We start from the raw sequence: 11,985 nt of genomic DNA, 5'->3' as shown, positions 1-11,985 counted from the left end.
GTGTCATCAATCAGCAATTCCAAATTCAAATGGTATAAATAGAGACAGAAAAACTTTGACCTATAGGAAGTTATGAATAAAGAGAAAAGTGTCTACTGATTTTGCAGAGAGAAAGATGGAAGTAAACGACCTAAGTTTTGACGGAATCGTTCACTGTTTAAACGAGGTCATTGGGAAGATAGATGACCCCCGTTCGGTTAGTAATGCAACGAAATATAGTCTAAGAGAGGCGATACTGGGGGCATTTGCCGCCTTTTTTATGCAAAATGAGTCATTTTTAGAGTACCAACGTCAGCTTAACAGCCGTTGTGGGCGAGATAATGCTCAGAGGTTGTTTGGACTAGAAAAAATACCAACAGTAGAACAGATTTGCAACATTGTGGATGGGGTAGCAGCGAGTAGTCTATTCCCTTTGTTTGGGTTAATTTACCAAGCATTGAGGAGCATGGGATTCTTGAAAGCCTATGAAATATTGAGGGGAAATCTTCTAGTAGTCCAAGGCGTAAGTTAAGATAAGCTGTCATCAGTTTAACTTGCAATAATACTTGAGCCCTTGTTTTTGATTTTACGTCCCCAACATATTGTCAATCCACCTTCATTAAGAAGTTTATGGATGAGAGATTCTAATTCTTCAATTGATTTGAATAATTTATTTGCAATATATTCTTTTGCTGAATGCCATACCAATTCCATTAAATTATAATCGGGACTATAGGGGGGTAAAAACTCCAAAATAATGTTTGGCATTTCTTCCGTGCTCTCGTCTAGAATTTCTTGCTTTTTGTGGAAGCTCGCATTATCTAAAATAATCACAATCTTCAGACCATTCTTTTCAAAGTCTTCTTTTTTATTTCCTTGTTCTATCCATTCTCTTTGTATGTCTTTGTAAAATTTTAATAATACACTCTTGAAGTTCTGAGAGTTACCAGTGGGAATCAAATCAACCCACCGTTTTTTGTCAGTATATCTAATACCACCCATTACATTGACTGTTCCTTTTCTTCTATCTCCCCTCACTTTTTTACGCTTTCCTTTTTTTGTCCAATGTTTTCTCCGTATTACTCTTAAGCTGAAGCCACTTTCATCCCAAAACCATATCTGGATTGATTCTGGCTTTTCTTTCAAAAGCTTCTTGTACTCTTCAACTTTCTTTCTAAATTCCTCTCTTTTTTGCTCATCTTTTTTATCTTCTAGACTATATTTTGCCCAAATATAGACAAATCGCTTTTTTTTAAGCATATTTCTAAGTTGTGTATTTCCTAACAATATACCCGTTTCTTTTTCCATATGAGTTGATAGTCTTGCTACTGTCCAACGTCCAAATTCATATCCAAACTCTTCAGGCTCTTTGATTATTATCTCCGTCAATTTCTCTATGTATTCTTCTGTTACTTTCCTGTGATTTCCTTTTTTTCTTTTGTCTCTTAAGCTTTCTATCTGTTTCGGATTTCCATTATTGCACCAGTACCACACTTGTCGTTTGCAACATCCTAATAATCCTGATATTTCATCATACGTTTTTCCTTCATTTCTCAGTAACATAATCAATATTCTCTCTCTTGTAACTGCGTGCTCTTCCGTTTTAAGGGCTTTTTGTAGCTCTTTCTTGGTCTTTTGGTCTAAGAAGTTTAACGTCAGCATAGTCATACAAAAAAGTAAGTCTATATATTCTACCTTATATCCACTTAGAGTGATGACAGCTTACTATTATTAGGCAACCGATAAAAAGATAAATATAGGTATATAGGAGAAAAAGTCATGCCCCGATTAGCCCCCAAAGAGTTAAAGTTGGAAGCAAAAGAACGAGAACATCTAGAAAAACTGATAAATCGTCATACAACAGAGCAGCAAATTGCCTTAAGGGCAAAAATAGTGCTTCTGGCGGAACTGGTATCGTCTGATCAAAGTTGGAAAAAGTTATGGTGTAAGGCTTTGAGAAAATAGAAAAATAGTTTAAGACTAGACATCGGCCCGTTATTATTATACTATTATTATTGTCATTATATCAAAGAAGAAGGAAACAGAAAACAATGTCAATATTAAAGAAAAGCTCAATGGAAGTCCTAAATGATGTTGGCTTGTGCCAAGAGAAAGAGGATGCCTTATTCAAGAAAAACTGTCCTCATTGCTATAGTGAAAAAGTAAAAATACATTCTCATTATCAAACGAAAGGTAACGGGGAACGTAAAATGTTCATTTGTCAAGAATGTAGTTCTTGTTTTGCTGAGACTTATGGTAGCGTAATCGCTGGCTTAGAAACCCCATTAAGTGAAATTGTAAAAGTATTAAAAGCCAGAATGGAAGGAATAGGATTAAATGCAGCAGCCCGAGCATTCGGCTACGCGAAAACAACAATATTGAATTGGGAAAAGAAATTATCAGGATTACAAGAGACATTATTTTTATACGCCTTAGTGAATGAATTTGTTAAATTAGTAATAGAAGGGGATGAACTATACACAAAAGTTGGAAAAAATAAAGAAGCAAGTGCCTCTGAGGGGTGGACAATCGTGCTCATGGACAGGGCTAGCCGCTTTATTTGGCATTTAAAATGTGGTCGAAAAGAGCAGAAATTATTTCTAGAAGCAATGATGACGGTAGCGGAATTATTTGAAAGGAGTGCAGAATCTCTCCAGCTATTTACAGATGGGGAAAAGCGATATAGTCAATTGCTATTTAATATTTGTCACGAAGTATTGAACTGGACAGTGGGAAGTTTATGGATGGCAGAGAAGGTAATGACTATGCGGCCAAAGTAAGTCTATCAGGACTTGGAAAAGGGTCAAGTTTAGCGGCAAGGAATTTAGGCAAAAGCAGACTAGGTGGACTTTGAGGAAAAATCATTGGGGCTTGATGTTGGATGGCTAGTTGAGCAATGCGTTCACTAGGATAGCCATGGGAGGGTAGAGTCCGAAACCAGCGAGGGAAATTAGCCCAAATCCCCTGGGGTAACTCTAAGGAAAGAATTTGAAGTAAGCCGAGAACAATGACATGAAGATTAACAAAACGCTCAAAGGCTTCTACTTTGTTTAAAATCTGAGTCTGAACAGTTTGGGGATAGTCAGGGAGGATAAGATTGCTAGGCCAGGTCGGTAAAGTAGGAAGAGCCTTAAGCCAAAAACGATAGGCAAAGCCGCCCAAAAGATGGATTAATTGACGAAAAGTGACTTCAATCTTAAATCGGAGACCGTAAGCGGCAATAATCTCAGGTCCAGTCAAACAGAGGTCAGTAGAAAGCAGAATCAGTCTTTGTCCGTTGGGCAATTGGGTGAGGACAAACTTAACGAGCTGATGGGGACTATCCCAGTGGAACTCAAAGCACTGATAAGAAACGGAGACTTGTTGACCATAGAGCCAGACTTTAGCGGTGGGAAAATCCTCCACAAGAGCAAACAGGCTTTCTAGTTTTATTGAACTCCCCCAAAGCCGTGGTCGTCCTTTCCCCCTCAAGGTCGGAACGGAAGAAAAGGGAGCATATGCCACTGTAGAGCAACGCACTCGGGTGATGAGATGCAAGGCATTTTGGCGAAAACTTTTGAGCACTGCTCCACAAGCGAAGTAAGCATCCAAAATCACATAGCTTCCCGCCTCTGCGTAGGTAGTGCAAAGCTCCCCCATTTTCGTGACTAGAGTAGTCTTCTCTTTTTTGCTGCCTTTTTTCCCTTCCTTTGCCGTTGCTTTGGACTTGATGCCATCGTCTAGCCGCAACACTAAGGGCAAGGCAAAGCAGGCTTTTCCTGCTCCCACCAAAACACTCAAGGCATTGAAGTAATGCCCCCTTATCCATTCTGGCTTCGCCACATTTCCGGATTCTTGGTGTAGTCGTTTTACCCCTGGCATCTTGCGCCCTTCTTTCCCCACTTTGATTCCATCCCCCACATACACTCGTTTTTCCTTGATTCGATATAGATTTTCATGCTGACTTACCCACTTCGACCATCCCAAGGTCAGTCCTTTGACGTTAAATGCCTTGGATTCAAACCAATGTAGTGCCTGATGGTAGTAGCTCTCTGTTAACCCTAAGGCATTGACATAGCTTGTTATTGCGCTCGGTTGGCTGTTGAGCACTACTCCCCAGGCTAATAGGATAAACCATTGGTACGTTGCTTCTCGGCTAAAGGCGGGACGGAGATTCTCTAGGATTTGCTCTAGTCGCTGACATAGTTGCATAATTGATAGATAGCACTGGCTATCGATTTTCTATATCAGCCAGTTTCGGACATAACGGCACTCTTGGGTATCGCATGTCCGATTTTCTTTTCTCACTTACCCTGCTCGAGAACTTCCCACTGTCCAGTATTGAAGACTGGAAAACGGTGTCGTCCCGCCAGAGTATTACCGAAGGGTATGGTAGTAAGATTAAAAAATAAGAGTAGTAAACGTCGAGATTCTGCGGGTAAACTAGAGAAAGTAGAAACTCCGAAAACTGAACATCCTGAGACAACAGAAAAACCAGAAGAAAAAGATGTTCATGCCAACCACGTTGAGGCATTTAATAGTGCTATCCGACGCTATTTAGCCGCCTTTCGCCGTCGTACAAATACTTATGCTAAATCTGTTGTGGGATTACAGCGAGTCCTAGATGTTTTTGGATGGTTCATAACTTTGTTCGCAGTCATTTTACTACTAAAAAAGTTCCTGCTGTAGCTCTCGGTATCATTCAAAAAGGGTTAACTTGGGAGGACTTACTCCAAATTCGCCTGATTTCTTGAATCTCCCGTATTGCAAGCTTTCTAGCTTCTAGCTAGACGATACCAGTGCCGTGCAAAAAGCAGAGAATAAGGGTAACGCCCGAAAACAGGTCTTTCCAAGCTTTTTGGGTTGCCTCCCAGCCATCGGTGTTGACAGTTTGGGGTTGATAATCCGGATTGAGTTCTCTCGCTTCGTCAGCAAATACCCCATAAGCCGCCTGCAAATCATCGCTCCCCGCTGTCTGTGATAATTCCGCCCCTAACAGACAACCCTCGGCAACGGTGGTTGCTACATAGACTTTGTCGCCTCGCCACCAAGTATGCTTTTCATCGGCTAATAGCTGAGGGGGGGATTGCTTCGCCATCCTTGACGGTGGTTCCTACTAAAGACGGTCTTCCCAATGCTAACGACGCTCGATACCAATACATTGGGTCTTTTCCCATCACATAGGCTATCGCCTCATAAGGCACTCCAAACTGTCGGAGATACAATCCTTTCTCCACCTCTTCTGTTTTCCCTATCATGTAGGGCATGACAAAATCGGGGCGCAGTTGATACACTTCTCCGTTGCTTAGCAATCTTATCCTCCGACTCTCTAATTTTAATTTAGCTGAGGTGCGAAATCCGTGAAAACGATACCCTGCTTCTATTTACCTTGGAAATAGTTCGGGATGTAGAGCTATCTGTTTGTCAAGGTATTGCCGAACCTTCTTCGTCTGTTTTACCAGTGTAGAGTTCTCCTTTTCATCGGCTATGGGAAGACAAATTGTCTTGTCTCCTGGAATGGTTGGGGGCGACTTGCTCATATCGACCTCTTCTCTCTCTGATGGTCATACCCCCATTTTCCTCCCTTTTTACCCAAAACACACAATTAATTAGAATCAGCAATATTGTTGTTTTTGCGTAGCCAAATACTCGGGTTGCTGCATTTAGTCCCATTCCTTCCATTCTGGCTTTTAATACTTTTACAATTTCACTTAATGGGGTTTCTAAGCCAGCGATTACGCTACCATAAGTTTCAGCAAAACAAGACCTACATTCTTGACAGATGAACATTTTACGTTCCCCGTTACCTTTCGTTTGATAATGAGAATGGATTTTTACTTTTTCACTATAGCAATGAGGACAGTTTTTCTGAGGAGATGCTCAAGATTTTTCCCTCCGCCGAGATTCGTTGCCTATGTGGTGACCGTGAGTTTATCGGTCAGGCTTGGGTTCGCTATCTTTTGCTTGACCCTATGCTAGCTTTTTGTTCAGCAATTCCAAATTCAAATGGTATAAAAAGAGACAGAAAAACTGTGACCGATAGGGAGTTATGAAAAAAGGGAAAAGTGCCTGCTGATTTTGCAGAGGGAAAGATGGAAGTAAACGACCTAAGTTTTGACGGAATCGTTCGCTGTTTAAATGAGGTCATTGCGAAGATAGATGACCCCCGTTCGGTTAGTAACGCAACGAAATATAGTCTAAGAGAGGCGATACTGGGAGCATTTGCCGCCTTTTTTCTGCAAAATGAGTCATTTTTAGAGTACCAACGCCAACTAAAGAGTCGTTTTGGGAGAGACAATGCTCAGAGTTTATTTGGACTAGAAAAAATACCAACAGTGGAGCAGATTCGCAATATTGTGGATAGGGTTTCTGCGAGGAGTCTATTCCCTTTGTTTGGGTTAATTTACCAAGCATTGAGTAGCATGGGATTCTTCAAATCCTATGAAATATTAAGGGGAAATCTATTGGTGGCAATGGATGGAACCAACTATCACAGTTCAGGGAAAGTAAATTGTCCATGCTGTTCAACCAAAACGTCAAAACAGGGAAAAGTCACCTACTTCCATCAGGCATTATTGCCCGTGATTGTGTCTCCAGACCATGAATCAGTTTTTTCCTTGCCCCCCGAATTTATTACCCCTCAAGACGGGTCTGAAAAGCAAGATTGTGAGCAAAATGCGGCGAAACCTTGGATAAGTAACCATGCTAGTTTGTTTGCGGGACTGAGGTGGCCCCCCAAAACTGGACAGTAGTGTAAGCTCTAAATCGAAATCAGGAGAGCTATGAGCAACAAGAAAAAACAGTATGGAGCCCAGTTCAAAGCCAAAGTCGCCTTAGAAGCAATTCGAGGAGAGAAAACGGTATCTGAATTAGCCAGTCAATATGAAATTCATCCAACAATGATTAATGGATGGAAACGAAAAGTATTAGACGAAGCTAGTCAAATCTTTGAAACAGAAAACCAAGGAAAAGAAATCAAAGAAAATGCTGAAACTCAGATAAATGAGCTATATCGGCAAATAGGAAAGCTAAAAGTCGAGCGAGATTTTTTAGTGGACAGGTCGGTACAATTGGGGCTACCGACCGAAAAACCTTGGTAGCCCCCAAACATTCTGAATTGTGCATTCAACGTCAATGTGAATTATTAGGAATAAATCGTTCGAGTTATTATTACGAACCAAAGGAAATTAGTTCCGAAGAATTGACACTATTGAGACTGTTGGATGAACAATATATGAAAACACCATTTTATGGGAGCAGAAAGATGACAGTATACCTCAACACATTAGGTTATGAGGTAAATCGAAAAAGAGTAATACGATTGATGAATCAAATGGGAATACAAGCAATTTACCCCAAGAAAAGAACAACGTTGCGAAACCCTGAGCATCAAATTTATCCTTACTTAGGGCTTGCTGAAAAAGTCAAAAAACGAAAGAAATGTGGGTTAGGGAAGTATGGACTGAAAAAGCATAGATAACTTATCCTTATGGAAACAAATCAAAATACAGATTTTGTTTAATCTATTGTTCCTTTCTGTCTAAAAAGGTCAACACAAATCACTCCTCACAAAAGAGAGGAAAATTAACACCATTTTTCACAAGAAAAACGGGAGCATCCCAAATTTGCAGTAAGTATAAATGCTTAGTTACAAAGAAGGGAAAAGGGGATAATCTAAAAAGTTATAAAAATTAGAGTACAAAAAATGAACGTTGAAGATAAGCAAAAATTAGACGACCATCTCAAAGCTATCGCAGAAATCATGGTCAGAAATACGCAAAAAGAAGACTTGAAAAGCTTTGAAAGTATAGAACTAGCGGTACGAGAGCAAATGTTGACGGTCGTAAGTCCAGCTATTGGCCGTTTTTTTTGTGAAACAGCAACAGGAACAAAAGCAGGAAGAGAAAGAACAGTGGACAGTATTATCGGAAAAGTAAAAATTACAGAAAAACAGGCGAAAAAGCTAGGGTTAGAAAAAAATAAACAAGTGAGTCCTTATTTAGAAAAATGCTGCTTAAATATTGTAGCCTGTGAGTCATTTGAGAGAGGAGAAAAAACAATCAAGATGACGACGGGAATGTCCATCTCAAAAAGCAGTCAACACCGATTAGCATTAGGGTATGAATTTCAAGAAGCTCAAGGTAAAGGGAAAATAGAAAGTCTAAGCATAGATGGCGGAACAGTAAGAATACGAACGAGCGTAGGCGAAGAAAGTATCTGGAAAAATTAGGCTCTACCGAACTTATGAGGTAAAACTAGATTATAAAACTTCAATAAAGTTCATGGGAAGTTTATGCTATAATTGCTGTAATCCTTTCTCAGAAATGGTTTTAAAGCATAATATAAAGTTTTGGATTTTCTCCAAAAGCATTTTATTGCCTTTCAGTTATCATTGTATTTTAATAAAGTTAACCTATGCCTTCTAATAGTGAATTAAGCCTTTTAACTAAATGTTTAGACTTAGATGATGTAAAAGTCATCAATTTTGGATTCATACCTGAGTTCGGTCTAGTCATTTCAGTGGAGAATAAATGTCCAATAGTAGAATGCCCTAAATGTCAAAGCAAAACGGGTAGAGTAAATAGAAATGATAGCCAGTTGATTAGAGATTTACCGATGATGGGTAAAATGGTTCATTTAAATATTAATCGTCGTCAAATGAGATGTCAAAAGTGCGGTCATAAATTTGTCGAAGAATTAAGCTATGTGAAGAAAAACAGAAAATTTACCAATAGAATGGTAGAGAAGATTATCAAAGAAGTCATCAATAGTGACATAAAAAATACAGCGCTCAATAATGAAGTGAGTGAGCAAGAAATTCAAACAATGCTAAAAGACAAAGGAGAAGAACTAAAAAAGGGGAAGCCAGTAGGGCTGAAAAAGTTAGGGATAGATGAAATAGCGTTAGAAAAAGGTAAGCAGAATTATTGTGCAGTATTAGTAAATATAGAAACGGGGGAGCTGTTAGGGATATTAGAAAAGCGAAACAAGGAAGAATTGATAAAATACATGAAAGAATGGGGGGAAGAAGTGCTTTTAGGTATTGAGGAGGTAAGTATAGATATGTGGAGACCCTATCAAAAAGTGGCGGAAGAAATGATGCCAGAAGCGGAGGTAGTGGTGGATAGATTTCATGTAATGAAGCAGATTAATGAGGAGTTAGATAAAGCGAGAAGAAGTGCGAAAAGAGAAATGGAATTAAGGATCAAAAAAGCAAAAAACAAAAAGAAGAAACAGGAATTAAAAAGCCAGTTAGAAATACTTAAAAATAGCAAATATGTCTTACTGAAAAATCGGGAAGACTTGGAAGAAGAAGAGGTGAAAAAAATGGATGATATCCTCAAAAATTATGAGGAGCTGGGGAGTACGTATCGCCTAAAAGAAAAGCTAAGACAGATATTTAGGGCTTGCTGAAAAAGTCAAAAAACGAAAGAAATGTGGGTTAGGGAAGTATGGACTGAAAAAGCATAGATAACTTATCCTTATGGAAACAAATCAAAATACAGATTTTGTTTAATCTATTGTTCCTTTCTGTCTAAAAAGGTCAACACAAATCACTCCTCACAAAAGAGAGGAAAATTAACACCATTTTTCACAAGAAAAACGACTCTACAACTTTTTACTTTTTGTCTTCTGAAGCTGGACAGTGGGAAGTTCTCGAGGCGTGTAAGTGGAGAAAAGAAAATCGGACATCCGATACAAAAGAGTGCCGTTATGTCCGAAACTGGCTGATATAAGAAAATCGATAGCCAGTGCTATCTATCAATTATGCAACTATGTCAGCGACTAGAGCAAATCCTCAATAATCTCCGTCCAGCCTTTAGCCGAGAAGCAACGTTCCAATGGTTTATCCTGTTAGTCTGGGGAGTAGTGCTCAACAGCCAACCCAGCGCAATAACTAGCTATGTCAATGCCATTGGCTGAACAGAGAGCTACTACAATCAGGCTCTACATTGGTTTGATTCCAAGGCGTTTAGGGTCGAAGGACTAACTTTACAATGGTCAAAGTGGCTAAGTCAGCATGAAAGTCTATACAGAATTAAAGGGAAACGGGTGTATGTGGGTGATGGCATCAAAGTGGGGAAAGAAGGACGCAAGATGCCAGGTGTAAAACGACTACACCAAGAATCGGAAGATGTGTCCAAGCCAGAGTGGATAAGGGGTCATTACTTCAATGCCTTGAGTATTTTGGTGGGAGTAGGGAAAGCCTGCTTTGCCTTGCCCTTAGTGTTGCGGCTAGACGATGGCATCAAGTCCAAAGCAACCGAGAAGGGGGAGGGAAAAGGCAAAAAAAAGGTGAAGACGAGCCTGGTGACAAAAATGGCTGACCTTTGTGTTACAACCTGACTTTTCCCGTTAAGTGCGGATTGCAAGCTGCCAGCCTTGGCAAAGGTCATGCAACTTCAACCAACCGCGCCAAAGGACTTGGATACCGAGAGGAGTTTTACGACGATGTTCAAGATAACCACCAAGAAAAGCAACAGACTCGACAGCCCAAGCAACAGTCAAAATAGGGGGAAGTTTTTGAGAGGCGGCTGCTTTTAACACCTGAAGTTGAAGAGGATTAAGAATTTCAATCGCGAGAGCATCGGGCTGGGTACGATGAAGATAAGTAACGTGTAAAAGTTCAACAGCAATGACACTTAAAAAACCCAAAAGAGTTTTCATTCCATCAGAGGCAAGTCGATAACGCTCACTCTGACAACCAGACTTAAGGACTTTATGAAATTCTTCAACCCGCCATCGGTAGGTGTACCAACGAAGAATAGTGACAGCCATCTCAATAGTCTCAACAACTTCTGTAGTCAGAAGCATCCAAGATAAAGGAGTTTCGCCTTCGGGACAATCGATTTCTGTCGCATAAACAGCATAGACATTCAACGGGTCACGATTATCAAAACGATAGGGAGTTCGTAGATTAACTGAGCAAAATCGGACGGCAAGCTTAACCTTCCGTGCTTTTCTTTTTCCTGTACTCGGAATCTCGATTTCTTGATGAAAACGAATCGGTTCTGATTCCAAATGTTGCCAAAGTCGTTCACTATTTTTGTCTAAACTACGATTATGAGACGCTCTGACCAGCACTCCTGTATGCTTGAGTTGACGCACTGAGTCAAAGACTTCTGAAACATCTCCTTCTCTGTCAAATACATGAATTACCCTCGTTGAACTTTCTACCTGTTTCTCACAGGTGTTTAGAGCCTCTACCCATTTGTAGGATTCTTTTTCCTCAAATGGTCTTTGACGAGCTGCTTTTCTTTGTTCTTTCTGTCTTTCTTTTTTCTGCTTCGCCGTTTCATCTGTTGGGGGCTTTTCTTTTACCTCCCTATTCCACAGTTTTTGCCATAATAAACCTAATACTTGTCCTTTTTCTGGCTCAATTGCTAAAGCACTATGCAGTATTAATCCATTCCCTCCTTTTCCAGTCGGCCCATACCCTTCCCTTTTTTCCTTGATATTGCGATAATCTAAGAAGGTCGTATCTCCGACTGATAGCATTATCTTATATTCTTCTACGGCGGCAGTTGTCATTTCACAGTGCGGCTCTATTATCTTGACAAAGTCTGTTTTCGGATTCCCAAAAATTCATAGGCCCTCTTTAACTCGTTTCCTCCCTTAAACACTTCTGATAAGGCTTTTCCAAACCCCTCACTTAACTTTTTCCCAATCGAGAAGGCACGATTGTTTAGCCTCTCGTCTCCCAATTCACAACTGGCAAAGTTTTTTGTCCACCATTCCAACATTTTTTGACCTGCCCTTTAAGATTTTCTCCATTTTACAGTCTCATACTCCCTTCATCCTTTGTTTTTGAAATTTGAACGATAAGCGGGATGATGGCTTCAGAATATTTTTTTCCTGTCAAGAGAATCATTACTCAAACCCTTGCCAGATAAAGCCTCTAGAAGTTTGCATTGCTGGATTTTGGACTTAACGGGAAAAGTCAGGTTCATCAACTACGGCCGCGATTATTCCTAAATGGTCGAGATTTTTAACGTTTAATTGGGTCATTTTCTCCTCGGTTTGTTA

18 protein-coding genes and 1 pseudogene are annotated in these 11,985 nt (G+C 40.0%); 12 read left to right on the top strand and 7 right to left on the bottom strand.

Going from position 1 to position 11,985, the window contains the following annotated elements:
* Positions 1–88: 88 nt before the first annotated feature.
* A complete protein-coding gene (locus tag KA717_32810; protein UXE60321.1) occupies positions 89–511 on the top strand; it encodes a hypothetical protein in 423 nt (140 codons plus the stop codon).
* A 17-nt stretch (positions 512–528) separates the two neighbouring features.
* On the opposite strand, the gene KA717_32805 is transcribed toward KA717_32810, so the two are convergent.
* Positions 529–1,641: an IS630 family transposase gene (locus tag KA717_32805; protein ID UXE64846.1), complete on the bottom strand. Its 1,113-nt coding sequence runs from the start codon at positions 1,639–1,641 to the stop codon at positions 529–531.
* A 117-nt stretch (positions 1,642–1,758) separates the two neighbouring features.
* Between KA717_32805 and KA717_32800 the strand changes: the two genes are divergently transcribed.
* Together KA717_32800 and KA717_32795 are read left to right on the top strand one after the other, a co-directional pair.
* Positions 1,759–1,944, top strand: a complete 186-nt coding sequence (locus KA717_32800; GenBank protein UXE60320.1) for a hypothetical protein — start codon at positions 1,759–1,761, stop codon at positions 1,942–1,944.
* Between the two features lie 86 nt (positions 1,945–2,030).
* Complete coding sequence (locus KA717_32795) at positions 2,031–2,759, top strand: hypothetical protein (protein ID UXE60319.1); 729 nt, start codon at positions 2,031–2,033, stop codon at positions 2,757–2,759.
* Here the strand turns inward: KA717_32795 and KA717_32790 are convergent.
* Positions 2,743–4,170: a transposase gene (locus KA717_32790; GenBank protein ID UXE60318.1), complete on the bottom strand. Its 1,428-nt coding sequence runs from the start codon at positions 4,168–4,170 to the stop codon at positions 2,743–2,745. The two genes, KA717_32795 and KA717_32790, sit on opposite strands and share 17 nt — an antisense overlap.
* A gap of 177 nt (positions 4,171–4,347) precedes the next feature.
* Between KA717_32790 and KA717_32785 the strand changes: the two genes are divergently transcribed.
* The gene (locus KA717_32785; GenBank protein ID UXE60317.1) at positions 4,348–4,647 is read left to right on the top strand and encodes a hypothetical protein; all 300 of its coding nucleotides are present in this window, start codon (positions 4,348–4,350) and stop codon (positions 4,645–4,647) included.
* A 97-nt stretch (positions 4,648–4,744) separates the two neighbouring features.
* On the opposite strand, the gene KA717_32780 is transcribed toward KA717_32785, so the two are convergent.
* The 3 genes from KA717_32780 to KA717_32770 all read right to left on the bottom strand — a co-directional run bounded on the left by KA717_32780 (position 4,745) and on the right by KA717_32770 (position 5,748).
* The gene (locus tag KA717_32780) at positions 4,745–5,056 is read right to left on the bottom strand and encodes a hypothetical protein (protein UXE60316.1); all 312 of its coding nucleotides are present in this window, start codon (positions 5,054–5,056) and stop codon (positions 4,745–4,747) included.
* Entirely contained in the window at positions 5,019–5,183 is a 165-nt protein-coding gene (locus tag KA717_32775) for a hypothetical protein (GenBank protein ID UXE60315.1), read from the bottom strand. The genes KA717_32780 and KA717_32775 overlap by 38 nt, the downstream gene beginning before the upstream one ends.
* 253 nt (positions 5,184–5,436) lie before the next feature.
* The gene (locus KA717_32770) at positions 5,437–5,748 is read right to left on the bottom strand and encodes a hypothetical protein (GenBank protein UXE60314.1); all 312 of its coding nucleotides are present in this window, start codon (positions 5,746–5,748) and stop codon (positions 5,437–5,439) included.
* An 86-nt stretch (positions 5,749–5,834) separates the two neighbouring features.
* Here KA717_32770 and KA717_32765 point away from each other — a divergent pair, with 86 nt between their 5' ends.
* The 8 genes and pseudogenes from KA717_32765 to KA717_32730 all read left to right on the top strand — a co-directional run bounded on the left by KA717_32765 (position 5,835) and on the right by KA717_32730 (position 10,305).
* Positions 5,835–6,011, top strand: a complete 177-nt coding sequence (locus KA717_32765; protein ID UXE60313.1) for a hypothetical protein — start codon at positions 5,835–5,837, stop codon at positions 6,009–6,011.
* A 12-nt stretch (positions 6,012–6,023) separates the two neighbouring features.
* The gene (locus KA717_32760) at positions 6,024–6,710 is read left to right on the top strand and encodes a hypothetical protein (GenBank protein UXE60312.1); all 687 of its coding nucleotides are present in this window, start codon (positions 6,024–6,026) and stop codon (positions 6,708–6,710) included.
* A gap of 30 nt (positions 6,711–6,740) precedes the next feature.
* The gene (locus tag KA717_32755; GenBank protein ID UXE60311.1) at positions 6,741–7,058 is read left to right on the top strand and encodes a transposase; all 318 of its coding nucleotides are present in this window, start codon (positions 6,741–6,743) and stop codon (positions 7,056–7,058) included.
* Positions 7,052–7,438, top strand: coding sequence for an IS3 family transposase (locus KA717_32750; GenBank protein ID UXE60310.1), 387 nt, complete (start codon positions 7,052–7,054; stop codon positions 7,436–7,438). Before KA717_32755 ends, KA717_32750 begins: the two co-directional genes overlap by 7 nt.
* Before the next feature lie 225 nt (positions 7,439–7,663).
* A pseudogene (locus tag KA717_32745) lies at positions 7,664–8,173 on the top strand (ISKra4 family transposase).
* A 200-nt stretch (positions 8,174–8,373) separates the two neighbouring features.
* The gene (locus KA717_32740; GenBank protein UXE60309.1) at positions 8,374–9,372 is read left to right on the top strand and encodes an ISL3 family transposase; all 999 of its coding nucleotides are present in this window, start codon (positions 8,374–8,376) and stop codon (positions 9,370–9,372) included.
* Positions 9,373–9,726: 354 nt separating this feature from the next.
* Positions 9,727–9,882, top strand: a complete 156-nt coding sequence (locus KA717_32735) for a hypothetical protein (GenBank protein UXE60308.1) — start codon at positions 9,727–9,729, stop codon at positions 9,880–9,882.
* 129 nt (positions 9,883–10,011) lie between these two features.
* Positions 10,012–10,305 carry a hypothetical protein gene (locus KA717_32730; GenBank protein ID UXE60307.1) on the top strand — a complete coding sequence of 98 codons (294 nt, stop codon included), beginning with the start codon at positions 10,012–10,014 and terminating at the stop codon, positions 10,303–10,305.
* A gap of 9 nt (positions 10,306–10,314) precedes the next feature.
* Here the strand turns inward: KA717_32730 and KA717_32725 are convergent, their stop codons facing one another.
* Positions 10,315–11,490 (bottom strand): IS4 family transposase, encoded by a 1,176-nt coding sequence (locus KA717_32725; protein ID UXE60306.1) that lies wholly within the window; start codon positions 11,488–11,490, stop codon positions 10,315–10,317.
* 17 nt (positions 11,491–11,507) lie between these two features.
* Complete coding sequence (locus KA717_32720) at positions 11,508–11,702, bottom strand: transposase (GenBank protein ID UXE60305.1); 195 nt, start codon at positions 11,700–11,702, stop codon at positions 11,508–11,510.
* Positions 11,703–11,985: the final 283 nt, after the last annotated feature.

Origin of the sequence: Woronichinia naegeliana WA131, from assembly GCA_025370055.1 — a bacterium.
GTDB lineage: Bacteria > Cyanobacteriota > Cyanobacteriia > Cyanobacteriales > Microcystaceae > Woronichinia > Woronichinia naegeliana.
The sequence above is the reverse complement of the archived record's forward strand: the minus strand, read 5'-3'. Positions and strand labels throughout refer to the sequence as shown.

Excerpts from the sequence above, each read along its gene's own strand:
- KA717_32805 (UXE64846.1), bottom strand. The coding sequence starts at position 1,641 with ATGCTGACGTTAAACTTCTTAGACCAAAAGACCAAGAAAGAGCTACAA.
- KA717_32800 (UXE60320.1), top strand. The coding sequence starts at position 1,759 with ATGCCCCGATTAGCCCCCAAAGAGTTAAAGTTGGAAGCAAAAGAACGA.
- KA717_32795 (UXE60319.1), top strand. The coding sequence starts at position 2,031 with ATGTCAATATTAAAGAAAAGCTCAATGGAAGTCCTAAATGATGTTGGC.
- KA717_32790 (UXE60318.1), bottom strand. The coding sequence starts at position 4,170 with ATGCAACTATGTCAGCGACTAGAGCAAATCCTAGAGAATCTCCGTCCC.
- KA717_32785 (UXE60317.1), top strand. The coding sequence starts at position 4,348 with ATGGTAGTAAGATTAAAAAATAAGAGTAGTAAACGTCGAGATTCTGCG.
- KA717_32780 (UXE60316.1), bottom strand. The coding sequence starts at position 5,056 with ATGGCGAAGCAATCCCCCCCTCAGCTATTAGCCGATGAAAAGCATACT.
- KA717_32770 (UXE60314.1), bottom strand. The coding sequence starts at position 5,748 with ATGTTCATCTGTCAAGAATGTAGGTCTTGTTTTGCTGAAACTTATGGT.
- KA717_32765 (UXE60313.1), top strand. The coding sequence starts at position 5,835 with ATGCTCAAGATTTTTCCCTCCGCCGAGATTCGTTGCCTATGTGGTGAC.
- KA717_32755 (UXE60311.1), top strand. The coding sequence starts at position 6,741 with ATGAGCAACAAGAAAAAACAGTATGGAGCCCAGTTCAAAGCCAAAGTC.
- KA717_32740 (UXE60309.1), top strand. The coding sequence starts at position 8,374 with ATGCCTTCTAATAGTGAATTAAGCCTTTTAACTAAATGTTTAGACTTA.
- KA717_32735 (UXE60308.1), top strand. The coding sequence starts at position 9,727 with ATGCAACTATGTCAGCGACTAGAGCAAATCCTCAATAATCTCCGTCCA.
- KA717_32725 (UXE60306.1), bottom strand. The coding sequence starts at position 11,490 with ATGACAACTGCCGCCGTAGAAGAATATAAGATAATGCTATCAGTCGGA.
- KA717_32720 (UXE60305.1), bottom strand. The coding sequence starts at position 11,702 with ATGTTGGAATGGTGGACAAAAAACTTTGCCAGTTGTGAATTGGGAGAC.